The organism is Streptomyces spiroverticillatus (assembly GCA_014650415.1).
GTDB classification, from domain to species: domain Bacteria; phylum Actinomycetota; class Actinomycetes; order Streptomycetales; family Streptomycetaceae; genus Streptomyces; species Streptomyces spiroverticillatus.
Genome location: BMUX01000005.1, coordinates 468,014 through 491,989, shown reverse-complemented (window position 1 = coordinate 491,989; position 23,976 = coordinate 468,014). Strand labels below are relative to the sequence as shown.

Below are 23,976 nucleotides of genomic sequence, written 5' to 3'. Positions count from 1 at the left end.
CGGCGGTCCGGGACCCTCCTCCCTCACGGCTCAAGCTCAGCCCAGTGTCAGCTCGTTCAGGGCGACATTGCCCCACTGCTGGTTCGCGGCCTTGACCACCAGACGCACCTGCGAGGTCGTGACGGGCGCCGGCAGCGTGAGCGTGCGGCGCTCGACGGTGGAGGTGTTGCTGCTCCACGTGATCGCGGCGTCCGCGAGACGGGTCGTCCAGGTGCTGCCGTCCCAGGTCTGTACGTCGACCTTGGTGAAGCCCTGCCCCTTGCCGAAGTGGGTGGCGAGGGTGACGGAGTTGACCGTGCGGGCGGTGCGCTGGTCGACGGTGACGGTCCCGGGAAGCACGGCCGGGTCGCTACTGCCCCAGCTGGTGGCCTCGCTGCCGTCCACGATCGCGGCGATCGAGCCCTGTCCGGTACCGAGGGTGGTGGTGGCGAGGGGCGCGGGCAGACTGCCGGCCGCGCTCTGCACCGCGCCGACGTCTCCAGGTGTACGGAGGACCGCGCCCAGGACGTCCCGGCCCCCGTTGCCCGGCACGGCGAGGGCTGCGCCGATCGCGGCGGAGCCGGACAGCGGAACGTACCCGGCGAGATCGGTACGGGAGGTGGCGGTGCCGGGGGCCGTCAGCTTCGGGGCACCCGTGAGCGCGGCCGCATCCGGCGGGACGGGCCCGCCCGCGTAGAGGTTGTTGCGGTAGGTGATGCCCGCCGTGTCGTAGGGCAGCTTGGCCTGGTTGACGATGAGGTTGTTGCGGAAAGTGACGTTCTTCGGGTTGTGGTAGACCTGCGCGATCTTGTACAGCGGCTTGGCGGAGGTCGAGGCCGGGGCGACGAAGACGGTGTTGTTGTAGATGTCGACCCCGTCGGTGTTGGTCGAGAAGGTGAAGATCTCGTTGCCGTCGAACTGGCTGATGTTGTAGCGGATGACGGCGCTGGCGGGGGCGGTGCCCAGCGAGACGGAGATGAAGAAGCCGCCGCCGTTGTCGTGGCTGTAGTTGTACTGGATCAGGCTGTCGTGGCTGGAGGCGTCCGCGTCGAAGGCGGTGCAGTCGAGCCCCCGCCCGCCGTATCTCGCTCCGTACACCTCGTTGAACTGGACCGTGGTGCGGTCCGCGCCGGACCACCAGATGCCGACGTTGGTGGTCGTCGAGGTGGCGCGGGCGACGGTGTTGTACTCGATGAGGGTGTCGGCGACCTGGTTGGGGTTGATACCGCCGGAGCCGACGTCGTGGACGTAGTTGTTGCGGATGGTGAGGTTGGTGCTGGGGGTGAAGGGGCCGTACTCGGAGGTGGGGATGCCCAGCTCACCCCAGAGCTCGTTCCAGCCCTCGCGGCGCATCCACGTCGACCAGGTGGTGATGCCGTACGCCTTGGTGTCGGCGATCTCGTTGTTCTCGATGAGCATGTCGGTGAAGTAGGTGGGGGTGGTGTTGCCGCGTACGTTGACGAGGATTCCGGCGGAGCCGATGTTGCCCTTGCCGACCTGCGCGATGCCGTCCATGCCGTGGATGTGCAGGTTGCGGAGGGTGATGCCGGGGACGGGGCCGATGTCCTTGGCGCGGACCTCGACGCCGGTGCGCCAGGTGGTGCCGCCGGTGCCGTTGGTGACTTCGAGGCCGTCGAGGGTCCAGTGGGAGAGGTTCTCCAGGAGTACGGCGGAGGGGACGGTCGCGTTTCCGGCGATGACGGGCTTGCTGCCGGTGCCGTAGGAGGTGGCGGTCACGGGGGCGGCGGCGGTGCCCGAGCCCTTGGGGGCGAACTGGCCGGTCCAGGTGCGGTTGGCGGCGAAGCGGAGGGTGTCGCCGGGGAGGAAGGTGTGCTGGTTGGCGCGGGTGAGGGTGCGCCAGGGGGTGGTGGGGGTGGTGCCGGTCGCGGTGTCGGAGCCGGACTGGGAGTCGATGTAGTACGTCGTGCCGCCCGCCGCCGCTGCGGGCTGCTCGGGTATCGCGGCGGAGGCGGTGCCGGGGGCGGCGAGGGCGAGGGTGGCACCGAAGGTGAGGCCGAGGAAGGTGCGGCGGGTGGGGGCGGGGGTGGGCATGGGGCTCCTTGGGGGGTACGGGGCGGGGCTGGCCGGAACCGGGGGTGCGGGCAGGGGGCGGTGCCGGGGCGGGCCCGGATCGGGCGTACCGCCCCCTTGCCCGCCCGCTCCGCCCCCGGGGGGCGGCCCCGCCGCCCAAGGGGGCTGGGGAAGCGGGGCCCAAGGGGGCTAGGGAGAAGGGGGCGGTGATTGCAAAGGTGTTTGCATATATGCCCCCCGTGAGGGGTGCACGTCAAGAGGTCGGACGGGGAAGCGGCGTGTCGAAGTCGTAGAGGAGCAGGTCGACTTGGTCCAGCGCATGCCGCATCGCCCCCAGCGTGACCGCCCGTTCGGCCAGGGCGGAGATCTCCAGCCGAGGAGGCTCCAGGCACAGGGGGTCCAAGTGCCTCCGCAGCGGCTCCAGTAGGACGTCGCCCGAGCGCGAGAGCCCCCCGCCCACCACCACCAGGTCCGGATCCATGGTCAGGACCAGCGCCGCGATCCCCTCCGCCAGGTCGTGCGCGTACTGCTCCACCGCCCAGCGCGCCGCCGGATCCCCTTCCCTGGCCCGCCCGAAGACGTGCCCGGCGATCTCCTCGGGCCGGGTCCCCGGCGGCAGCCCCTGGCAGCCCGCCAGGTGCGACGGGGCCCGGTGCCAGCCCACCAGCGGCAGCGCCCCGATCTCGCCCGCCGCTCCCCGGCGCCCCCGGTGGATGCGCCCGCCGATGAGCATCCCGGCCCCGGTCCGCACCCCGGACAGGACGAAGACCAGGTCGGAGACGTCCTGAGCCAGCCCGGTCCAACTCTCCGCCAGAGCTGCGAGGTTGCAGTCGTTCTCGACCAGGACCGGGCAGTCGAAGTCGCCCCCGAGTTCGCCCGCGAGGTCGACGCCCACCCAGTCCGGCAGCCCCACGCACAGCCGCACCACGCCCTCAGCCGTCACCACCCCCGTGGTGCCGACGCAGACCGCGGCGATCCCGCCCGCCGCCAACCCGGCTTCCTTCAGCGCCTCTTCCATCACGGCCCGGGTCGCGTCCAGCCGCTCCACGCGCCCGCAGTCGGCCGCCACCGGCCGGGTGCACGAGGCCACCACCGCCCCCGACAGATCGGCGATGGCGGCCCGCACGCTGTACGACCCGATGTCCACGCCGAGCACATGGCTGCCCGCGGCATGGAAGGCCACCAGCCTGGCCGGCCGCCCCATCTGCCCCGTTTCGGGCGGGAGTTCCTTCAGCCAGCCCGCCACCAGCAGCTCCTCCACCAGGCTCTCCACGGTGGGCCGGGACAGCCCGACCCGCCGGGCCAGCTCGGTGAGGCTGGTCGGTCCGCCGTCCCGGACCGTACGCAGCGTCGTGACCAGATTGATCCGGCGCAGTCGGGAGGTGTCGCCTCCGTGCTGTGTCAAAACGTCACCGTCGTTCCCTTGACAGAGTCTGTACGGACAAATAAAAACAGTCTTCATTAGTAACTGGCAAGCAACTCTCCGGCCAGTGAAGAGAGTTCGGTTCCGGAAGGACACCCATGGTCACACTCGCCGTCATCGGCGCCGGTCTGCGCGGGCAGAGCTATGCCCGGCGCGCCCTGGAGACCGGGCGGGCCACGGTGGTGGCGGTGGCCGAGCCCGATCCCGTACGCCGTCGGGCGATGGCCGAGGAGCACGGCGTACCGCCGGAGCGGACCTTCGCGCACTGGCACCAGCTGCTCGCCGAGGAGCGTCTCGCGGACGCGGCGATCGTCTCCACCCAGGACCGTATGCACCGCGAACCCGCCGTGCGGGCAGCCGAGTTGGGGTACGACATCCTGCTGGAGAAGCCGATGGCGCACAGCGAGGAGGAGGCGCACGCCATCGCCGAGGCCGCCGCGCGGGCCGGGGTGCTGCTCGCGGTCTGCCACGTCATGCGCTACACCCCGTACACCGCCGCCCTCAAGGAGATCGTCGACTCGGGCCGGATCGGGCAGGTCGTCAACATCCAGCATCTGGAGCAGATCGGCTGGTGGCACCAGGCGCACTCGTTCGTACGGGGCAACTGGAGCCGTGAGGACGAGTCGGCCCCGATGCTGCTGGCCAAGGCCTGCCACGACCTGGACTGGATCACGTACGTCAAGGGTGAACTCCCCACCCGTATCAGCTCGTTCGGCGCGCTCACGCACTTCCGGCCCGAGCACCGGCCCGAGGGCGCCGCGGACACCTGCGTGACCTGCCCGGTCGAGCGGAGCTGCGCGTACTCGGCCAAACGCCTGTACCTGGGGTGCCTGGGCGACGCGGACAAGGAGTTCTGGCCGCTGTCGGCGGTGACCGGAGCGCGTACCGAGGCGGGTGTGCTCGCCGCGCTGGCGGACAGTCCGTACGGCAGGTGCGCGTTCGCCGGCGGGAACGACGTGCTGGACAACCAGGTGGTGAGCCTGGAGTTCGCCGACGGGACGAACGCGACGTGCACGGTGACGGCGTTCGCCGCGCTGGAGCACCGCAAGACCCGGGTCTTCGGCACGCTCGGCTCGATCGAGGGCGACGGGGTGACGCTGCGCGTGCACGACTTCCTCACGGACACGGTGACGGTCGTCGAGACCGGCTCCGCCGTGAACGCGTCGGCGGCGGCCGGGCACGGCGGCGGCGACGCCACGATGTTCGACGCGTTCGTGGACGCGGTCGACAAGCAGGACCCGAGGCTGGTCCTGACCAGCGGTTACGAGAGCCTCGCCACGCACCGGGTGGTGTGGGCGGCGGAACGTGCACGGCGCACGGGGACGGTGGTGGCGCTGGACGCGCCGACCGCTCCCGGCTCTCCCTGAACTCCCCCTCTCCGTAAGTCCTTAAGTCCTTAAGTCCTTAAGTCCTTGCAGTCCCGAAGACGCGATGAAAGGCACTATCACCATGCGCAAGTTGACGGCCGTCCTGACCGTGGGCGCACTCGCCCTGAGCGTGGGCGCGTGCGGCAAGAAGAACGGCGGCGGCGACAGCGCTTCCGCGAGCAAGGAACTGGTGTACCGCTCCTCCTGGGGTGCGGACGAGCCGCAGGGCAAGGCCATCAAGGCGCTCTTCGACGACTTCGCAAAGGAGACCGGCACCAAGGTCGACGTGAAGTTCGTGGGCCGCAAGGGCAATGACAACCTCGCGACGGAGATGGCCGCCGGGCAGGGCCCGGACCTGTTCGACACCTCCACGGACACCATCGACCGGTTCGCCGCGCAGAATCTGGCCGCACCGCTCGACGACGTACTGAAGAAGCAGGTGCCGGGCGAGGCGAAGCCGGTGTCGGAGATCCTCTCGAAGGCGGTGCAGGGCGCGTCCAGCACGGACAAGGGCCTCGCCTTCGTCCCGCACACCGTCATTTCGACGGCCGTATGGTTCGACGCGAGCAAGCATCCGGTGAAGACGCCGAAGAGCTGGGAGGAGTTCGTCGCGTACCTGGACGGGGCGAAGAAGGCGGGACGTACGCCGATAGGCCAGGACGGCACGATCAACTTCTACAACGTGTACTGGTTCTACAGCGCGTTGGTGCGGGCGAACGGCGAGGGCAGCATGAAGGCGCTCGCCACCGACCCGGCCGCCTGGGACAGGCCCGAGGTGCTGGCGGCGGCGAAGAGGGTGGAGCAGCTCGCGAAGGGCGGCTACTTCCAGAAGGACTTCATGGCCACCAAGTTCCCCGCCGCGCAGGACGGTTGGGCGCAGGGGACGTACGACCTGAACCTCAACGGCACGTGGCTCGCGGGCGAGACGAGGCCCAAGCTGGGCGCCGACGCCAAGGTGACGTCCTTCCAGCTGCCGGTCGGCGGCAAGGACTCGGTCGAGGTCGGCACGCTCGGCTGGGGCGTCAACGCCAAGGGCCACAACCCGGAGACGGCGAAGGAGTTCCTGGCCTTCACGCTGAAGAAGAAGTACGCGCAGGCCATGTCGGAGAGCGCGCTGAGCATCCCGGCGCGCGACGACGTACCGGCGCCCGCGCACCTGGTCGGCATCCAGAAGGACGTCTCGCAGGCGAAGGCCACGCACCGGACGTACGACGCCGCGGCGGCCGACCAGAAGTGGTGGAACGACGTGTTCCTGCCGATCGACGACAAGCTGGTGTCGGGGAAGTCGGACGCGGCGGCGTTCGTCAAGGAGGGCAAGGCCGCGACGGCCGCCTACCTGAAGAACAAGAGCTGACGCGATGGGGACGAGCACCTTGGCCCCCGGCCCGGTCGGCGAGGCGGAACGTCCGGCTCCGGCCGCGCCCGGACCGTACGAGACGAAACGCGGGAAGCTCCGACCCGCCCGGGAGCGCGCGTTCTGGCCCTTCCTGTTGCCCGCGCTCCTCGGTTACACCGTGCTGTTCGTGCTGCCGGCGCTGTACGGGTTCTGGGTCAGCCTGAACAAGTGGGCGGGGCCGGGCTCCGACATGGAGTGGAAGGGGCTGGCGAACTACACAGCGCTGCTGGAGAACGACGCCTTCCGCACGTCCTTCGTCAACACCTTCGTGCTGGCGCTGGGCGGCGGGGTGGCGGTCTTCGGCTTCACCTTCCTGTCGATGGTGGTGCTGCGGCAGGCCAAGGGGCGCGGCTTCATCCGGTCCGTGGTCTTCCTGCCGATGATCATTTCGCTGATCGCGGTGGGTGCGGCCATCGGCTTCCTGCTCAACCCGAACGGTGCGGTCAACACGGTCTTCGGCTGGCTGGGGCTCGATCCGCAGCCGTGGCTGGGCCCGGACATGGTGTTCCGGTGCGTGATCGGCGGTCTGGTCTGGTCGAGCACGGGCTTCTACGTGGCCCTGATGATGTCGGCCGCCGACTCGATCCCGCCCTACCTCTACGAGGACGCGAAGCTGATCGGTGCCACCCGCTGGGAACAGTTCCGCTACATCACCCTCCCGCTGACCTGGGACGTCTTCGCGGTGTGCGCGGTGCTGTGGGTGGTGAACAGCCTGAAGGTGTTCGAGATCGTGATCGCCTTCACGACGGCGGGCACGCCCGGCAGTCCGCCGCTCCAGGCGCGGACGGTGGCGGTGCAGCAGTTCCTGTCCGTCACCAACAACGGCGGGGCGCCGGACCTGGGTTCGGCGGCGGCGATGGGCGTCTTCGTACTGATCGTGACGACGGTGCTGGTGTGGCTGACCCGTCGGATCACCCGGCGTGAACGAGTGGAGTTGTCATGAGTACGACTGTGGTGGACCGGGGCGTGTGGTCCCCGCGCCGGCTGTTCGGCGACGTCCTCCTCCCCCGGGCGACCACGCTCGCGCTCTGGGCCTGGGTGGTCTTCAACCTGGCGCTGGTGGGGTGGGTGGGACTCCAGTCGCTGAAGGAGTCGGGCGAGGTATGGATCTCCCCCTTCGGCTTCCCGGACAGCCCGCAGTGGAGCAACTACGCGACGGCCTGGAAGGCGGCCGGTTTCTCCTCGGCGGCCCTCAACAGCACGGTCCTCACCCTGCTCGGCTCGTTCCTGATCGTGGCGCTGGCGGCCCCCGCCGCCTATGTCCTCGCCCGCTCGACGCGCCGTGTCGCCGGCCCTCTGACCGGCTACTTCGCGATGGGCATGAGCATCCCGCTCCAGACGGTCGTCATCCCGATCGTCGTCATCAAGCTCTCGGTCAGCAGCTTCATGATCGACTGGGTGACGGGCTGGTGGGACAACCGCATCACGCTCCTGGTCTTCCAGGTCGTCCTCTCCCTGCCCTTCACCGTCTTCGTCCTGACCGGCTACCTCCGCTCGCTCCCCACGGAGATCGAGGAGGCGGCGGAACTGGACGGCGCGGGCCCCCTCCGCACCTTCCTCCAGGTCGTCCTCCCGCTGGCCAAGCCCGCCATGACGACCGTCCTCGTCCTCAACGTCATCGGCCTCTGGAACGAAACCCTCCTGGCCCTCCTCATCACCCCGCTCCCCGAGGAACGGACTCTGCCCGCCGCCCTGTTGAGCCTGTACGGGAGCATGCAGTACAGCTCGGACTGGGGTGCGCTGTTCGCCGGGATCACCATCCTCGTGTACCCGATGATCGTGCTGTACCTGTGGCTGGGGCGGCGGATCGTGGAGGGGATGACGGCGGGCATCGGCAAGTAGCGGGCTGCCCCGGGGAGGAGCCGGGCTGTAATGGTTGAACTGCCCAAGATGCTTACCCCATGGTCGATCCATGACTTCGACCACGCTCACCGCGTCCGACGAGTGCTGCCCTCTCTGCTACCGGCGGGGGGAGGCAGGGGCCACCTGGTGGGTCCTGCGCTCCAGCCACCGCACGTCGGAGGGGGAGGTGGAGTATTGCTACGGCAGGTGCGGGTGCCTGGTGATCCTGCTCGCGGGAGAACTGGTGAAGGTGACACCCGGCGGGCCTCCGCACTAGGCCCCTGGGGCTGGAGGGAGGCAGGGGTAAGGGTGTTGACGGGGCGGGAGGGAGGGGCTAGCTTCCTCGGACGGCATCGCGCGTCGGCCACCGGCTGGGTGGGGCGTGGAGGTAGCCCGTGAGTTTGCCCTCGGAGGCATTCCACCGTGTCAGTCCAGCTCAACCACACGATCGTCTTCTCCCGTGACAACCGGGAATCCGCAGAATTCTTCGCCCGCATCATGGGCCTTGAAGTAGGCCTCGAGTGGGGCCCCTTCATCCAGGTGACCCTCGCGAATGGCGTCGATCTCGACTTCGCCACCCTGCCGCCCTCGCAGGACGTCTTCCCGCAGCACTACGCCTTTCTCGTGTCCGAGGCGGAGTTCGACGCGATCCTGGACCGCATCAAGGCCGAGGGCCTTGCCCACACCGCCGATCCGCACGGCAAGAAGCCCGGCGAGATCAACACCAACGACGGCGGGCGGGGCGTCTACTTCCCCGATCCCTCGGGGCACGGGCTGGAGATCATCACCGTCCCGTACGGCGGGTTCTAGGGGCCCGTCCGGCGAATCCCGGGCGGATGCCCGGTGCCGATGTCAGTGGTGGGGCCTACGATCCGGGGATGCGAGCTTCAGGAACGTTCAAGGTCACCGACTTCACCCCAACTCCGTTGCCGAGCCCCGCGATCGAGACGGCGCTGCCCGTCAACGTCTCCACCATGGAGAAGCAGTACGAAGGCGAGATCACCGGTCGCTCGGCGACCCTGTTCACCGCCGCGTTCGACCAGTCCGGCGGAGCGGGGACGTATGTCGCCATGGAGTCCTTCGAGGGAACGCTCCACGGGCAGGCGGGCACCTTCAATTTCGTGCACTCGGCGACCACCCGGGGCGAAGGGAGAGAGGACGAGTTCTTTGCCGTCGTCCGTGGCAGTGGAACGGCTGCGCTGACCGGGATCACCGGGGCCGGCGGCATGGCGGTCGACGCGGACGGCACGCACCGGATCTGGTTCGACTACGAGCTCGGCCCGTAAGGGCGACGCGTCACGCCCGTACCATGCGCAGGAAGTTCAGGAGCGCCGCGTTGAACCGGGAGGGCTGCTCCGCGCCCGGGAGGTGGCCCGCGTCGTCGACGACCGTGAGGGTGGCCCCGGGGATCAGGTCCCGGATCTCCTCGGCCACGGGGACCGGGGTGTAGACGTCGTCCGCCCCGACCAGGACAAGGGTCGGGGCGGCGACCCGGGGAAGGCTCTCCCGGTAGTCGGGCCGCTCGGCGCGGCCGCGCAGCGCGGCCGCCGCCCCGCGCGGGTCGGTCGTGCGCATCATGGTCAACACCGCGTCGGCAACGGCCGGTTGGCCCGTGACGTTGTACGGGGCGAGCATCTTGTCGATGACCTCGTCGGCGTACCCCGCCATCCCCTCGGACAGAAGCCGGTCGGCCAGAGCGTTGCGGAACGCCTTGCCCTCCTCGGTCTCGGCGGGCGCCGAGGTGTCGGACAGGACCAGCCCCCGCACCCGCTGCGGATGCCTGCGGTGGAATTCCATGGCGATCTGGCCACCCATGGACACACCGCCGACTATCGCACCGGGCAGTCCCAGGTGATCGAGGAGCGCGGCGAGGTCGTCGGCGAAGACGGAGAGGGGCGTGGCGTGCGTACCGGCGGGGAGGCGGCTGTCGCCGTAGCCGCGCAGATCGGGGGTGAGGACGCGGTAGCCGTGCGCCGCCAACTCCCGCACCTGTGGGGCCCAGAGCGTCCGGTTGAAGGGGTGGCCGTGGGCCAGCAGGACCGGGAGGCCGTCGACGGGCCCGTGGTCGTCGTAGTGGAGGGTGGCGTTCTGGACCTCGTGGGTACGCATGGGGTCACGATACGAGCTTGATCGTCGACGAACGGGAGCAGGGACCGGTATGCGTGCGGAGGCATTCAGGGAGGCGAGCGGCATCTCGCGGCGGGCTCTGCTGGGGGCGGCGGTCGTCGCCGCGTCGGCGGCCTGTACGTCCAAGGAGCCTGATCCGGTACGGAGTTCGGGCCCGCCCTCGGTCCCGGCCTCGGGCTCGCGCTCGGGCTCGCCGAGGACCACCCTCTCCGACGACCCCCGCCACCGCGCCCGCTTCGCCTCCCTGGAGCGGACCCACGGTGCCCGCCTCGGCCTCTACGCCCTGGCCACCGGCACCGGTGCCGTCCTCGCGCACCGCGCCGAGGAGAGGTTCGCGTTCTGCTCCACCTTCAAGTCCCTTGCCGCAGCGGCGGTCCTGCACCGCAATCCGCTCTCCCATCTCGACCGGCACGTCCCCGTCACCCGGGCCGACGTCAATTCCATCTCGCCGATCGCCGAGAAGCACATCGGGTCCGGCATGACGATCCGCGAGCTGTGCGACGCCGCCGTCCGGCACAGCGACGGCACGGCGGGCAACCTCCTGGTGCGCGACCTGGGAGGACCGGGTCATTTCAACGCCTTCCTAAGGGAGTTGGGTGACCCCGTCAGTCGTCTCGACCAGTACGAACCCGGCCTGAACGACAACCGCCCCGGCGACCCCCGCGACACCACCGCCCCGCGCGCCCTCGCGGGCACCCACCGGGCCCTCCTCCTCGGCACCGCCCTCCCCGCCGACAAGCGCGCCCTGCTGAAGGACTGGCTGCTGACCACCGTCACCGGCGCCCAGTGCATCCGGGCGGGGCTCCCCCGGGGCTGGACCTGTGCGCACAAGACGGGCACGGGCGACTTCGGGCGGGCGAACGACGTCGCCGTCGCCTGGCCGCCCCCGGGAAAGAGCGCACCGATCGTACTGGCGATCATGACGGACCGCCCGGGCCAGGAGGCCGAGCCGAAGGAAGCACTGCTGGCCGAGGCGACGTCGTACGCGGTCTCCGTCCTGACCTGAGCCGGACCATGCCCACCGCGCACCGTCTCGCACGGTCTCGTTCGTTTCTCACATCGAATTGTTCATTTGAACATTCATGTGTGAATATCTCGGCATGGGAGTAGCCAACCGCCTCGACCTCACCCTGCGCCTCGTCCAGGGCTCCGACCGGGTTTCCGTGTCCGAGCTCGCCCACCGGCTCGGGGTCTCCGACATGACCGTGCGCCGCGACCTGGCCGAACTGGAGCGCCAAGGCCTGGTCAAGCGCGTGCACGGCGGCGCGGTCGCCACCCGCAAGCGGGAGGACGGCGCCGGGTTCGCGGCGCGCGAGCCCTGGCAGGCGGCGACGAAGGACCGGCTCGGCCGTGCGGTCGCCGAACTGGTCGAGCCCGGCTCGCGGGTGCTGCTGGACGCCGGTACGACCACCGTGCACGTCGCCGAGCACCTGGCGGCGCGCGCCCCGCTGACCGTGGCGGTGCTCAGCATCCAGGCGGCGGTGCGGCTCGCCGACGTTCCCGGCATCGAGCTGCTGGTCGTCGGGGGCCGGTCGCGCCCCGGGGAGCGGTCCCTGGTCGGGCCGCTCGCGCTCCGTACGCTCGAAGCGCTCGCCTTCGACTGCTTCGTGATGTCCATCGGCGGCGTGCACGGCGAGCACGGCTGGTCGGAGTTCTCGCTGGACGACGCGGCCGTCAAGCAGGCCGGGCTCGCCCAGTCGACCCGTACCGTCGCGGTCGCGGACGCGACGAAGCTCGGGGTGCGGTCCTTCAGCCGGGTCGCGGAGCCCGGCGCGGTCGGCACCTTCGTGACCGACACCGCCGCCGATGACGCCACCACCCACCCGCACGGCCCGCAGACGCTGGCCGCACTGCGCGACGCGGGCGTGCACACGATTCTCGCCTGAACCCCACCGGTACGTATGGGAGTTGGACCATGAGCAGTACCCCCCGCCCTCTGATGATCCTGGTCGCCGGGCCCTACCGGTCCGGCACCGGGGACGACCCCGCCAAGCTGCACGCGAACGTCACCGCCATGAACGAGACCGCGCTCACCCTCTTCCGGGCGGGCCATCTGCCGGTCACCGGCGAGGCGTTGGCGCTGCCGCTGCTGGAGACGGCGGGCAGCTCGGGACCGGGCGACGCGCTGTACGAGGAGATCTTCCACCCGGTCGCGGAACGCCTGCTGGCCCGCTGCGACGCGGTGCTGCGGATCGGCGGCCCCTCCGAGGGCGCCGACCGGATGGTCGCGCAGGCCCGCGCGCAGGGTGCGGCGGTCTACGCCTCGCTCGCCGAGATCCCCCAGGCGGTCGCCGCATGAGCACGCATCCCGTTGGAAACACCGCAAACCCCGCACACACCGGGCACGCCGCCCCTGGCACCCCCGGCATCGACGTCCCCGACCGGCGCGGTCGCACCGGCCTCGACACCCACGGCCGTGGCCTCACCGGCAACCCCGATGTGCGGATCACGGACGTGGAGGTGCTCGCCTGCGACTGGTACGTCCTGCGCAAGACGACCTTCGACCACCGCCGCAGGGACGGCAGTTGGAGCCGTCAGCAGCGCGAGACGTACGACCGGGGCGACGGCGCGACGATCCTGCTGTACGACGCGCAGCGCGCGACCGTGCTCCTGACCCGCCAGTTCCGGCTGCCCGCGTACGTCAACGAGCACCCCACCGGCATGCTCCTGGAGACGGCCGGCGGCCTGCTCGACGGCAACAGCCCCGAGGAGGCGATCCGGCGCGAGGCCGCCGAGGAGACCGGCCACGAGGTCGGGGAGGCGGAACCGGTCTTCGTGGTCTACATGAGCCCGGGCTCGGTCACCGAACGCGTCCACTTCTTCGCCGCCCCGTACGCGGCCTCGTCCGCGACGTCGTCGGGCGGCGGGGTCGCCGACGAGGGCGAGGACATCGAGGTCCTCGAACTCCCCTTCGCCAAGGCCCTGTCGATGATCCGCACCGGCGAGATCGCCGACGCCAAGACGATCATGCTGTTGCAGTGGGCGGCCCTGGAGGGCCCGTTCGCGCCGCGGCCCGGCGGGGACGTCAGGGGCCCGTCACCCCGTCGATCCGCTCCCTGATCAGGTCGGCGTGCCCGTTGTGGCGGGCGTACTCCTCGATCATGTGGACCAGGATCCAGCGCAGCGACACCGTGTCGGTCCCGGCCATCGCCGCCTCCGCGTCGGGGAGCCGGCCGGGGGCGTCGAGGGAGGCCGCGGCGGCGAGCGCGCGGTTGCGGTCGACGGTCGCGCGCCACGTGTCGAGCGCCTGAGCCATCCCGCCCTCGGCCCCGCTGCCCACGGCCCGGCCGCCCTCGGCCCCGCCGCCGTCGAGGCCGAAGCCGCCGTCGCGGCGCATCAGGTCCCGGAGGTCGACGTCCTCGCCCGCCAGCACCTCCTGGAACCAGTGCCGTTCGACCCCCTCCAAGTGCCGGACCAGGCCCAGCAGCGTCATCGGCGACGGCGGCACGGAGGCCGTCCGTATCTGCGCGTCGTCCAGGCCCCGGCACTTCAGGGCGAGCGTCGCGCGGTGGAAGTCCAACCACGATTCCAGCATGGTGCGTTCGTCCCCGTGCGGGGGCGGGATGGGGCGGCCGTCGGGCATCGTGTTCATGGGGATCACTGTGGCACGGGGGTCTGACAACGCCCCGGGAGAAGGGCCGCCGGGACCAGGCCGAGGGCGCCGAGCCCGGCGAGGACGACCAGCACGGTCGTGACCGGGGTGTCGGGGACCTGCGGGCCCATCATGCCCGCCGCGACGGCGATGCCCAGGGTCGGGCCGATGTTCATGGCGGTCTGCTTGAGCCCGCCGACCACTCCGGCATACCCGGGCGGCGCGTCGCCGACGACCGTCCCGGTGGCGGCCACCATCACGGCCGCGAACCCGCCCCCCAGCACCCCGCAGGCAACGCCCTCAGCCAGCCACGCGTCGGCCGCGCCGACCCGTGCCGCTCCGGCCAGTCCCGCCACCCCGCAGACGACGAGGCCGAGCCCGGTGAGGGCGGCCCGCCGCGCCCCGTACCGGCGCAGCGCACGTGCGGCGACGGGCGCGCCCAGCACCATGAGCACGGTCAGCGGCAGCACCCGCAGCCCGCAGGCGAGCGGGTCCAGGCCCCGTACGTCCTGGAGGAAGAAGGTCAGTACGAACAGCGCACCGAACATCCCCGCCGCCGTGAGCAGCAGCAACGCCATCGAGGCCGTCACCGGCACCGCCCTGGCGACGGCGGGCGGCACGATCGGGTGCGCGGTGCGCCGCTCGTGGACGACGAAACCGGCCGCGAGCACCCCGGTCACGGCGAGTCCGGCCCAGGTGGGGCCGCCGGTCCAGCCGTGTTCCGGCACTCCGGCGAGCACGTGCACCAGGCAGGCCAGTGCGGCCGCGAGGAGCACCGCCCCGGGCACGCCGAGCCGGGGCACACCCGCGCGCGGCGGAAGGGGGACTCGTACCGCAGTCGCCAGGACAGCCACCGCGAGCGCGACCGGCACGTTCAGCCAGAACACCGCCCGCCAGCCGAACTCCGCGACCAGCACACCGCCCAGCAGCGGCCCGGCAGCGGCGGCCACCCCGATCGCGCTGGTGCGGAGCGCGATCGGCCCGCCGAGCCGGTCGGCGGGGTGGGTGAGGCGGAGGAGCGCGAGGGTGGCGGGCTGGAGGAGCGCGGCGCAGACGCCCTGGGCGGCGCGCAGGGCGACGGCCCAGCCGATGCCGGGGGCGAGGGCGATGGCGGCGGAGGTGACCGCGAAGCCGACGAGCCCGGTGATCAGGAGCCGGGTGTGCCCGTACCGGTCACCGAGCCGTCCGGCGACGACGAGCAGGGCGGCCACCGCGAGGAGGTAGGCGGTACTGGTCCACTGGACCTGCGCGGGTGCGGCGTGCAGGTCGCGTTGCAGGGCGGGCTGGGCGACCAGGAGGACGGTGCCGTCGAGGGCGACCAGCATGGCGCCGGTGATGCTGACGAGGAGGGCGAGGGTGCGGGTGAGAGGTGGGACGGCAGGGGCGGGGGTGACGACGGAGGCACCCGTACGGATTTCAGGTGCGGCGCTCATACGGTCACCTGGCGCGGCCCGCCGAGATGGGCGTCCACTGCCGCCTTCACGAGCCGGTCGAGGGCCTCTCGGGAGGCGGGTCCGCCACCGGGCGGAACGTCGAGGGCGAGCGGGAGGCTGCCCCAGGTCCAGAGCTGGGCGATGCCGTGCAGGTTGGCCCAGAGGGCGGCGGCGGCCTCGGGGGCGGAGGCGGCGTGGGAGTTCCGGCACCGGCCGATGAGCGCGGCCACGGCGGTCAGCAGCGGCAGCGTCTCCTCCCGCAGCCTCGGCCCCTCCGCCCCCGCCGCGTGCACCTCACTGGCCAGTAGGTCATGACGGAACATCAGCTCGAACATGCCGCGCCGCTCCAGGGCGAAGTCGACGTACGAGCGCGCCAGCGCCCGGAGTTGTTCCTCCGGCGCGCTCCCCGCCTCCCCTCCCACTCGCTCGAACCGCACCTTGAGGTCGTCGAACCCTCGCCGGGCGATGGCGCTGAGGAGGGAGTGGTGGGTGGGGAAGTACCGCCGCGGCGCCCCGTGCGAGACCCCCGCACGACGGGCGATCTCGCGAAGCCCGAGGGAGCCGGGGCCACCGCTCTCGACGAGCTCGACCCCGGCGTCGACGAGGCGTTCCCGGAGGGGGATTTGGCGCGGGGCGTCCGGGGACGCGGTCGGTTCCATAGACAGTGTCTACCACCTGTCGGTAGACAGTGTCTACGCCCTGCCGCCGGGCATCCTCGGCATCGCCGCCCGCCTGCGACACCCGCGTCCCTTGACCGGCCTTCTCCCCCGTGCCTAACCTGCCGACATCACCCCAACATCCGAAATATTGAACCCAGTTCGACATGTCGAACATGCGGTGCGAGAAGAGGCCACGGTGTCAGCAATACCCGCAGTGCCCGCGTCCGGCCGGGAGCCGGGCGCGGTCTGGAGCGTCGACCCCCGGACCGGCGAGCAGCGCGAGCAGGTCGGGACGGAGGCCACTCCCGAGACCGTCGACGCGACGGTCCGCGCCGCGCACGACGCCCGCGAGGCCCTCGCGGACCGGGCCGTGCGCTCCGCCTTCCTGCGCACCGTCGCCGACGAACTGGAGCAGGACCGGGCAGAGCTGGTGGCCGCGGCCGACGCCGAGACGGCTCTCGGCGGCACCCGGCTCAACGGTGAACTCACCCGCACCTGCTACCAGTTGAGGTCCTTCGCGGACACCGTCGACGAGGGCTCCTTCCTCGACGTCATCATCAGCCACCCGGACGCCGACGCCACCCCGCCCGTCCCCGACCTGCGCCGCTACAAGATTCCGCTCGGTGTCGTCGCCGTCTACTCCGCCTCCAACTTCCCCTTCGCCTTCTCGGTGGCGGGCGGCGACACCGCGAGCGCCTTCGCCGCGGGCTGCCCGGTCGTGGTCAAGGCCCACCCCGACCACCCTTCGACTTCCGAACTGACCGCAGCCGCCGTGCGCCGGGCCGCGGCGACGCACGGGATTCCGGCGGGTGTTCTCGGTCTCGTCCACGGCTTCGACGCGGGCGTCGAGCTGGTACGGCACCCGCTGGTCGCCGCCGCCGGTTTCACCGGTTCGGTACGGGGCGGGCGCGCCCTCTTCGACGCGGCGGCGGCCCGCCCCGTACCCATCCCCTTCCACGGCGAACTCGGCTCGCTCAACCCGGTGTGGGTGACCGAGGCGGCCGCGGCCGAGCGGCCGGAGGAGATCGGCGCCGGGCTGGCCGGGTCGATGACGATGGGCGTGGGCCAGTTCTGCGTGAAGCCGGGACTCGTCCTGGCCCCGGCGGGCGCGGCCGGCGACCGGCTGGTCAAGGCGCTCGGGCAGGCCCTCGGCGAGGTGGGCGCGGGCGTGATGCTGGACCACCGGATGCGTGAGAACTTCGTGGCGGGTGTCGCCGAGCGGGCGCAACTGCCCGACGTGGAGGCTCCGGTACGTCCCGGGCCCGGCCCGGACGCCCACACCGTCGGCCCCGGCTTCCTCACCGTGCCCGCCGCCGCGCTCGCCCGGGAGGACGGCGCGCACGCCCTGCTGCTTGAGGAGTGCTTCGGCCCGGTGACCGTCGTCGCCCGGTACGCGGACCCGGCGGAGGCGGAGGCCCTGCTCGCCCGTCTGCCCGGCAACCTCACGGCCACCGTCCACGTCTCGGGCCCGGAGGCCGAGGGCACCGAGGGCGACACCGGACTCCTGGCCCGGCTGACCCCGCTGGCCGGACGGGTCCTGGTCAACGCCTGGCCCACGGGTGTCGCCGTGGCCCCCGCCCAGCACCACGGCGGCCCCTACCCGGCCACCACCTCGACGTCCACCTCGGTGGGGACCACCGCCGCCGAACGCTGGCTGCGCCCGGTCGCGTACCAGAACACGCCCGACGCACTCCTGCCTCCGGAGCTGCGCGAGTCCAACCCGCTGGGGCTGCCGCGCGTGGTGGACGGTCGCAGGGAGGGCTGAGCGCGGCTGAGCAGGGAGTCTGAGCACGCCTGCCGTCCCCGGTCTACTCGACGTAGGCCGGGGACGGTCAGGTTCTACGCGCCGTAGGACGGGGACGGCAGCCCCTGGCCCGCGTCCGGGAGCACGAGCAGGGAGCCCGCCTGCGGATGCGGTCGGTCCTGGCCGGTGCGGGCGGTGGTGATGTACAGGTCGCGCAGGTCCGGACCGCCGAAGGCGCAGGCCGTGGGGCGGGGCACCGGGAGGTGGACCGTGCGGTCGAGGCGGCCTTCGGGGGTGTAGCGGCGGATCTGGCCGCCGTCCCACAGCGCGACCCAGACGCAGCCCTCGGCGTCGACGGTGAGACCGTCGGGGAATCCGGCGCCGGGCTCGATCTCGACGAACAGCCGTCGGTCGGAGGGGAGTTCACCTTCCGTGTCGCACACGTCGATGCGGCGGGTGGGGCTGTCGACGTAGTAGACGCGGGGGCTCAGCGGGCACCAGCCGATGCCGTTGCTGACCGCCACCGAGGGGAAGAGGACCGTGGCGGCGGCGGTGACGGGGTCGATGCGGACCAGGTGGCCGCCGCCGGGGGCCTCGTCGTACCGCATGGTGCCCGCCCAGAGGGAGCCGTCCGGGGCGACCGCCGCGTCGTTGCCGCGCCGGCCGGGCACGGGATCGTGCAGCAGCCAGCGAAATCTGCCGTCGGGACCGTAACTGCCCACGCCGTCACGCAGATTGACGATCAGTCCACCGTCGGCGGTCGGCTTCGCGGCACCCACGTGCTGCTCAGTGGCCATGACGGTGCGCCGGCCCGTGCCGGGGGCGTAGGTGTGGACGCGGGAGCCGAGGATGTCGACCCAGATCAGCCGGCCGGCGGCCGGGTCCCAGGTGGGGCCCTCGCCGAGTGCCGCGTGTTCCCGTACCGCCGTCTCCACCCGTGTACGTGTCCTCATGCGCGGCGCCCCCGGTGGCCGAGCCGCAGGGAGAGCTCGGCGGCGCCCTTGACGGCCAACTCGGCCAGCTCCGCCTCGCGTTCCTCGCTCCAGCGGATCATCGGGACGGACACCGACAGTGCGGCGACCACCCGGCCCGCGCTGTCGCGGACGGGGGCGGCGACGCAGCTGACGTCGGGGTTGGACTCGCGGTGCTCGGTGGCCAGGCCCCGGGCACGGGCGGCGGCGAGGGCCTGCTGGAGTGCCTCGGGGTCGGTGATGCTGTGGGGCGTCATCGCGACGAGTTCGCGGTTCTCGATGCGGGACCGAAGCTCCGCCTCGGGGAGGGAGGCGAGCAGCATCTTGCCCACGGAGGTGCAGTGGGCGGGGAGTTTGCGTCCTGCGGCGGAGACCATGCGTACCGCGTGGGTGGAGTCGACCTTGGCGATGTAGATGACGTCGGCGTCCTCCAGCACGGCGACGTGGACGGTCTCGTCGCAGGTCTCGGCCACCTCGCGGGCGACCTGCTGCCCCTCGGCCGCGAGGTCGAGCTGCTCGGCGTACCGGCTGCCCAACTGGTAGGTTCGCACGCCCAGTCGGTAGCGGCCCGGCTGCTCGGGGACGGTGACCAGGTAGTTGCGGGCGGCGAGCGTGGTGACGAGTTCGTGCACGGTGGTGCGGGGCAGGCCCAGCTTGCGGGTGATGTCGGGGGCGGAGAGCGAGCCGTCGCCCTCCAGGAACAGTTCGAGTATGTCCAGCGCCCTGGTCACTGCGGGGACATGGCGTCCCATGGCCGTCCACCCACCCTCTTGATGTCCGTCGTTGTGGATTGTTCGAGATTCCGGTCGTCGACCGGTATGACGAACGCAGATTAGCCCTGAGCGGCTGCGGTGGGCAATGGGCGAGGAACCTCCGGAGGTCTCGGGGATCCGTGTGACAGCCATTGACACTTCTCCGGGCCCCTGACTACGGTCACGCCACGATTTCGAACGTGTGTCGAAATATCGAACACCCACCAAGCCCCACCCCCGCTCAGAAGGAGCAACTTCCGTGCGCATCACGGGCATTACCACCCATGTCGTCGGGACCCCCTGGCGCAACCTCACCTACGTCGGCGTGCACACAGACGAGGGACTGACCGGCGTCGGCGAGACCCGGATGCTCGGGCACACCGACGCGCTGATCGGCTATCTGAACGAGGCCGCCGCCCACCACATCGTAGGCACCGACCCCTTCGACACCGAGGCCCTGGTGCGCCGGATGAAGTACGGCGACTACGGGCGGGCCGGCGAGATCGTCATGTCCGGCATCGCGTGCGTCGAGATGGCCTGCTGGGACATCAAGGGCAAGGCCCTCGGCGTCCCGGTCTGGCAGTTGCTCGGCGGAAAGGTCACCGACCGCGTCAAGGCGTACGCCAACGGCTGGTACACCACCGAGCGCACCCCGGAGGCGTACCACAAGGCGGCCCGCGGGGTGATGGAGCGCGGCTACCGCGCCCTGAAGATCGACCCGTTCGGGACCGGGCACTTCGAACTCGACGCCGAGCAGAGCCGGTACGCGGTCTCGCTGATCGAGGCGGTGCGGGACGCGATCGGCCCGGACGCCGAACTCATGCTGGAGATGCACGGCCGCTTCAGCCCCTCCACTGCGGTGCGCCTCGCCAAGGAGATGGCCCCCTTCCGTCCCGCGTGGCTGGAGGAGCCGGTGCCGCCGGAGAACCTCAAGGCGCTGGAGAAGGTCGCCGCGAAGGTCGACATGCCGATCGCGACGGGCGAGCGCATCCACGACCGGATCGAGTTCCGCGAGCTGTTCGAGTCGCAGGCCGCCGACATCATCCAGCCGGACCTGGGCCACATCGGCGGCATCGCGGAGACCCGCAAGCTCGCCGCGACCGCCGAGACGCACTACACACTGATCGCCCCGCACAACGTCGGCGGCCCGGTCCTCACCGCCGCCTCCCTCCAAGTCGGCTTCTCCACCCCGAACTTCAAGATCCTGGAGCACTTCAACGACTTCGCTGACGCGGAGATCAAGAAGGTCGTCAAGGGCGCCCCGCAGGTGGACCCGGAGACGGGCTGCTTCGAGATCTCCTATGCTCCGGGGCTCGGCGTGGAGCTGGACATCGAGGCTGCCGCCGAATTCCCGCAGCAGCAGGCGCGGTTCGACCTGTGGGCCGAGGGCTGGGAGAAGAGGGCCCCGAAGTGAGCCGCTCGATCGTCATCGACCGCCCCGGTGAGCATCGCCTGATCGAGGGCGAGGTGACCGTCCCGGGCCCCGGTGAGGTGCTCGTCGAGGTGGCCGCCGCCGGGATCTGCATGAGTGACCGCGAGGTGTACGACGGCCACCGCGACCCCGGCTACGTGCGGTATCCGCTGGTCCCGGGCCACGAGTGGTCCGGCACGGTGGCGGCGGTAGGACCGGGTGTGGACCCGGCGCTGGTCGGGCGCAGGACGGTGGCCGAGGGGTTCCGGGCCTGCGGTACGTGCGAGCGCTGCCGGTGCGGCGAGACAAGCCTGTGCACCGGCGGGTACGCGGAGACCGGCTTCACCGAGCCGGGGGCCTTCGCGGACTGCGTGACGGTGCCCGCACGGCTGTTGCACCTGCTGGAGGACGACGCCGATCTGCGCGCGGCGGCCCTGCTGGAGCCCGCCGCCGTCGTCGCGGCGGCGGTACGGGCCGGACGGCCGAGCCCCGGCGAGCGGATCGCGGTGGTGGGCGCGGGCACCCTCGGGCTGCTCGCCGTACAACTGCTCGCGGCGTCCACGCCCGCCGAGCTGGTGGTGATCGACCCCCGGGCGTCGCGCGGGGAGCAGGCCCGGCGGTTCGGCGCGGTGGAGGCACTGACGCCGGACGAGGCGCGTTCGGCGTACGGGCACTTCGACCTGGTGGTCGAGACCGCCGGCGCACCGACCACCGCCGCCGAGTCCTGCCTGCTGGCGCGTCGGGGCGGGCGGGTGGTGCTGACCGGGATGTTCGCGCCGGGTGCGGCGGGGATCGACCCGGTGCACCTCTCGCTCAGCCAGCTGGAGGTGCGCAGTGTCTTCGGGGCGCCGTCCTCGGCATGGTCGGACGCGGTGCGGGCGTTCCGGCTCGGGCTGATCGACCCGGCGCCGCTGATCACGCACGAGTTCCCGCTGGAGCGGTTCGCGGAGGCGATCGCGCTGGTGGGCGGGGGCGACCCCGCGACCGGGAAGGTGCTGCTGCGGCCTTAGCGCGCGGCGGTACGGGGTGCCTGGCAGGTCCGTATCGCACACGCTCCGCTCCCGAGCGACACCTCATTCACATCCTCAGCACCGCATGACCACACAACCGACCAATGTTCGACATGCCGAACGCTCTTTACGGAGAATCATGCCCCCTGCACCCACCACCTCCCCCCGCCGCCCCGGCATCGACGCCCTCACCCGGATCGGCCACCCCTTCCCCGACACCGACCCCACCGACACCTCCGCCCACACCTTCCCCGACGGCGGCACCTGGCGCACCGAGATCCCCTCGGTCGAGGGTCCCGAAGCGCTCGCCGTCGTACTGAAGGAGAGCGCCGAACTCGGCGTTCCGGTACACCGGATCAGCCAGGGCTCCGGCATCTGGATGCTCACCGATGCCGAGATCACCGAGATGGTCGAGGCGTGCGCGGCACGCGGCATCGAGCTCTGCCTGTTCACCGGGCCGCGCGGCACCTGGGACATCGGCGGCTCCACCCGCACCGACTCCGGCGGCGGCGGGCTGCGCGCCCGGGGTCACGACGCGCTCGCCGGGTGCGTCGAGGACGCCGTACGGGCAACGGAGCTGGGGGTGCGCTGTCTGCTCGTCGCCGACGAGGGCGTGCTGTGGAGCCTGCACCGGATGCGCGCGGCGGGGATCCTCCCGGCCGACGTCACCTTCAAGCTGTCCGCGCTGACCGGCCCGGTCAATCCGGCTTCGTACGCGGTCTACGAACAGCTCGGTGCGGACTCCCTCAACGTCCCCTCCGACCTCACCCTCGACCACCTCACCGAGATCCGCCGGGTCAGCGGCGCGCCGATGGACATGTACGTGGAGGCGCCGGACGACCTCGGCGGCTACATCCGGATGTACGAGGTGGCCGAGCTGATCCGGCGCGGGGCCCCGCTCTACCTGAAGTTCGGGCTCAGCCGCTCCCCCGGCATCTACCCGTACGGCGCGCAGCTGCGGGACACCGCGCTCGCCTCGGCGCGCGAACGCGTCCGGCGCGGGCGGCTGGTGCTCGACCTGCTGGCCCGGCACGGCGCCGACGGCGGGATGTCGCCGCTGGGCGCACGGCTGCCGGGACCGCTGAACCGCTTCCCCACCCCGGAAGGGCACTGACCCATGCGTACCCGCACCCTGACCACCTCTCTCGCCCTCACCGCCCTCCTCGTCGCCTCCCTCACCGCCTGCGGTCAGGAGGCCCGGGGCGGCAGCCGCTACAAGCCGGAGACCGGCAAGGGCGGCACGATCGGGCTCGCGATGCCCACCAAGGCGTCCGAGCGCTGGATCGCCGACGGCCAGAACATGGCGAAGCAGTTCCAGAAGGCCGGCTACCAGACCGACCTCCAGTACGGCGACAACAAGGCCGAGAACCAGATCGCCCAGATCGAGAACATGATCACCAAGGGGCGCAAGCTCCTGGTGATCGCCGCGGTCGACGGCTCCGCACTCACCGAGGTCCTCCAGCGCGCACACGACGCGGGCATCCCGGTGATCAGTTACGACCGGCTCATCCTGGGCTCTCCGTACGTCGACTACTACGCGTCCTTCGACAACGCGCGGGTCGGCGAGCTCCAGGGCAAGTACCTCGTCGAGAAGCTGAAGCTGGGCGAGCCGTCGAAGAACGGCGCCAAGCACAGCATCGAGCTGTTCGCGGGCTCGCCCGACGACAACAACACCAAGTACTTCTGGGGCGGCGCGATGAAGGCCCTCCAGCCCTACCTGGCGAGCGGCCAGCTCGTGGTCCGCAGCGGACAGACCAAGATGAACCAGGCCACCACCCTGGGCTGGGACGGCGGCACCGCGCAGAAGCGGATGGACGACCTGATCAGCAAGAACTACGGCGAGCAGCGGGTGGACGCGGTCCTCTCCCCGTACGACGGCATCTCGATCGGCATCATCTCCGCCCTGAAGAGCGCGGGTTACGGTTCCAAGGCGCAGCCGCTGCCGGTCATCACCGGGCAGGACGCGGAGCTGGCCTCCGTGAAGTCCGTCATCGGCGGCGAGCAGACGCAGACCGTCTTCAAGGACACCCGCAAGCTGGCCGCACAGGCGGTGGCCATGGGCGACGCCGTACTGAACGGCAAGAAGCCGCAGGTCAACAACACCACCGACTACAACAACGGCAAGAAGACCGTGCCGTCGTACCTGCTGAAGCCAGTCAGCATCGACAAGTCGAACACCCAGCTCCTCGTCGACGAGGGGTACTTCACTGCGGGACAGCTGAAGTGAGCGCCCGGCCCG

General features: G+C 71.3%; 24 protein-coding genes. 16 read left to right on the top strand and 8 right to left on the bottom strand.

Features of this window, described 5'->3' with window-relative positions; all coding sequences use genetic code 11:
• Positions 1-36: 36 nt before the first annotated feature.
• Both IE269_RS16885 and IE269_RS16880 read right to left on the bottom strand, forming a co-directional pair.
• A complete protein-coding gene (locus IE269_RS16885; protein WP_189823768.1) occupies positions 37-2,031 on the bottom strand; it encodes a discoidin domain-containing protein in 1,995 nt (664 codons plus the stop codon).
• 232 nt (positions 2,032-2,263) lie between these two features.
• Positions 2,264-3,415 (bottom strand): ROK family transcriptional regulator, encoded by a 1,152-nt coding sequence (locus IE269_RS16880; RefSeq protein WP_189823767.1) that lies wholly within the window; start codon positions 3,413-3,415, stop codon positions 2,264-2,266.
• Positions 3,416-3,531: 116 nt separating this feature from the next.
• Between IE269_RS16880 and IE269_RS16875 the strand changes: the two genes are divergently transcribed.
• The 7 genes from IE269_RS16875 (at position 3,532) to IE269_RS16845 (ending at position 9,324) form a co-directional block, all read left to right on the top strand.
• Positions 3,532-4,800 carry a Gfo/Idh/MocA family protein gene (locus tag IE269_RS16875; protein ID WP_189823766.1) on the top strand — a complete coding sequence of 423 codons (1,269 nt, stop codon included), beginning with the start codon at positions 3,532-3,534 and terminating at the stop codon, positions 4,798-4,800.
• An 82-nt stretch (positions 4,801-4,882) separates the two neighbouring features.
• On the top strand, positions 4,883-6,154 hold the full coding sequence (locus IE269_RS16870) for an ABC transporter substrate-binding protein (protein ID WP_189823765.1): 1,272 nt from the start codon (positions 4,883-4,885) through the stop codon (positions 6,152-6,154).
• Positions 6,155-6,158: 4 nt separating this feature from the next.
• Positions 6,159-7,139 (top strand): carbohydrate ABC transporter permease, encoded by a 981-nt coding sequence (locus IE269_RS16865; RefSeq protein WP_189823764.1) that lies wholly within the window; start codon positions 6,159-6,161, stop codon positions 7,137-7,139.
• On the top strand, positions 7,136-8,038 hold the full coding sequence (locus tag IE269_RS16860) for a carbohydrate ABC transporter permease (protein ID WP_189823763.1): 903 nt from the start codon (positions 7,136-7,138) through the stop codon (positions 8,036-8,038). Before IE269_RS16865 ends, IE269_RS16860 begins: the two co-directional genes overlap by 4 nt.
• Positions 8,039-8,108: 70 nt before the next feature.
• The gene (locus IE269_RS16855; RefSeq protein WP_189823762.1) at positions 8,109-8,315 is read left to right on the top strand and encodes a hypothetical protein; all 207 of its coding nucleotides are present in this window, start codon (positions 8,109-8,111) and stop codon (positions 8,313-8,315) included.
• A gap of 146 nt (positions 8,316-8,461) precedes the next feature.
• Positions 8,462-8,848 carry a VOC family protein gene (locus IE269_RS16850; RefSeq protein ID WP_189823761.1) on the top strand — a complete coding sequence of 129 codons (387 nt, stop codon included), beginning with the start codon at positions 8,462-8,464 and terminating at the stop codon, positions 8,846-8,848.
• Positions 8,849-8,916: 68 nt separating this feature from the next.
• On the top strand, positions 8,917-9,324 hold the full coding sequence (locus tag IE269_RS16845) for a DUF3224 domain-containing protein (RefSeq protein ID WP_189823760.1): 408 nt from the start codon (positions 8,917-8,919) through the stop codon (positions 9,322-9,324).
• Between the two features lie 10 nt (positions 9,325-9,334).
• On the opposite strand, the gene IE269_RS16840 is transcribed toward IE269_RS16845, so the two are convergent.
• The gene (locus IE269_RS16840; RefSeq protein WP_189823759.1) at positions 9,335-10,147 is read right to left on the bottom strand and encodes an alpha/beta fold hydrolase; all 813 of its coding nucleotides are present in this window, start codon (positions 10,145-10,147) and stop codon (positions 9,335-9,337) included.
• A gap of 49 nt (positions 10,148-10,196) precedes the next feature.
• On the opposite strand from IE269_RS16840, the gene bla reads away from it, so the two are divergent.
• The 4 genes from bla (at position 10,197) to IE269_RS16820 (ending at position 13,225) form a co-directional block, all read left to right on the top strand.
• Positions 10,197-11,171, top strand: a complete 975-nt coding sequence (gene bla, locus IE269_RS16835; protein WP_189823758.1) for a class A beta-lactamase — start codon at positions 10,197-10,199, stop codon at positions 11,169-11,171.
• A gap of 94 nt (positions 11,172-11,265) precedes the next feature.
• Positions 11,266-12,051: a DeoR/GlpR family DNA-binding transcription regulator gene (locus IE269_RS16830; RefSeq protein WP_189823757.1), complete on the top strand. Its 786-nt coding sequence runs from the start codon at positions 11,266-11,268 to the stop codon at positions 12,049-12,051.
• A gap of 29 nt (positions 12,052-12,080) precedes the next feature.
• Complete coding sequence (locus IE269_RS16825; protein WP_189823756.1) at positions 12,081-12,464, top strand: DUF4406 domain-containing protein; 384 nt, start codon at positions 12,081-12,083, stop codon at positions 12,462-12,464.
• Positions 12,461-13,225, top strand: coding sequence for an NUDIX domain-containing protein (locus IE269_RS16820; protein WP_189823755.1), 765 nt, complete (start codon positions 12,461-12,463; stop codon positions 13,223-13,225). The genes IE269_RS16825 and IE269_RS16820 overlap by 4 nt, the downstream gene beginning before the upstream one ends.
• On the opposite strand, the gene IE269_RS16815 is transcribed toward IE269_RS16820, so the two are convergent.
• From IE269_RS16815 to IE269_RS16805, 3 genes are all read right to left on the bottom strand, one after another.
• Positions 13,191-13,757 (bottom strand): DinB family protein, encoded by a 567-nt coding sequence (locus tag IE269_RS16815; protein ID WP_189823754.1) that lies wholly within the window; start codon positions 13,755-13,757, stop codon positions 13,191-13,193. The two genes, IE269_RS16820 and IE269_RS16815, sit on opposite strands and share 35 nt — an antisense overlap.
• Positions 13,758-13,762: 5 nt before the next feature.
• Entirely contained in the window at positions 13,763-15,082 is a 1,320-nt protein-coding gene (locus IE269_RS16810) for an MFS transporter (protein WP_229897802.1), read from the bottom strand.
• Positions 15,083-15,186: 104 nt separating this feature from the next.
• Positions 15,187-15,849 carry a TetR/AcrR family transcriptional regulator gene (locus tag IE269_RS16805; RefSeq protein WP_189823752.1) on the bottom strand — a complete coding sequence of 221 codons (663 nt, stop codon included), beginning with the start codon at positions 15,847-15,849 and terminating at the stop codon, positions 15,187-15,189.
• Between the two features lie 196 nt (positions 15,850-16,045).
• Between IE269_RS16805 and IE269_RS16800 the strand changes: the two genes are divergently transcribed.
• Positions 16,046-17,614 (top strand): aldehyde dehydrogenase (NADP(+)), encoded by a 1,569-nt coding sequence (locus IE269_RS16800; RefSeq protein WP_229897769.1) that lies wholly within the window; start codon positions 16,046-16,048, stop codon positions 17,612-17,614.
• A gap of 74 nt (positions 17,615-17,688) precedes the next feature.
• Here the strand turns inward: IE269_RS16800 and IE269_RS16795 are convergent, their stop codons facing one another.
• Both IE269_RS16795 and IE269_RS16790 read right to left on the bottom strand, forming a co-directional pair.
• Entirely contained in the window at positions 17,689-18,546 is an 858-nt protein-coding gene (locus tag IE269_RS16795) for an SMP-30/gluconolactonase/LRE family protein (RefSeq protein WP_189823751.1), read from the bottom strand.
• On the bottom strand, positions 18,543-19,316 hold the full coding sequence (locus IE269_RS16790; protein WP_189823750.1) for an IclR family transcriptional regulator: 774 nt from the start codon (positions 19,314-19,316) through the stop codon (positions 18,543-18,545). Before IE269_RS16790 ends, IE269_RS16795 begins: the two co-directional genes overlap by 4 nt.
• 259 nt (positions 19,317-19,575) lie before the next feature.
• Between IE269_RS16790 and IE269_RS16785 the strand changes: the two genes are divergently transcribed.
• The 4 genes from IE269_RS16785 (at position 19,576) to chvE (ending at position 23,964) form a co-directional block, all read left to right on the top strand.
• Positions 19,576-20,730, top strand: a complete 1,155-nt coding sequence (locus IE269_RS16785; protein ID WP_189823749.1) for a mandelate racemase/muconate lactonizing enzyme family protein — start codon at positions 19,576-19,578, stop codon at positions 20,728-20,730.
• Entirely contained in the window at positions 20,727-21,737 is a 1,011-nt protein-coding gene (locus IE269_RS16780) for a zinc-dependent alcohol dehydrogenase (RefSeq protein WP_189823748.1), read from the top strand. Before IE269_RS16785 ends, IE269_RS16780 begins: the two co-directional genes overlap by 4 nt.
• Positions 21,738-21,876: 139 nt before the next feature.
• A complete protein-coding gene (locus tag IE269_RS16775) occupies positions 21,877-22,851 on the top strand; it encodes a hypothetical protein (protein WP_189823747.1) in 975 nt (324 codons plus the stop codon).
• A gap of 3 nt (positions 22,852-22,854) precedes the next feature.
• Positions 22,855-23,964 (top strand): multiple monosaccharide ABC transporter substrate-binding protein, encoded by a 1,110-nt coding sequence (chvE, locus tag IE269_RS16770; RefSeq protein WP_189823746.1) that lies wholly within the window; start codon positions 22,855-22,857, stop codon positions 23,962-23,964.
• The last annotated feature ends 12 nt before the right edge of the window (positions 23,965-23,976 follow it).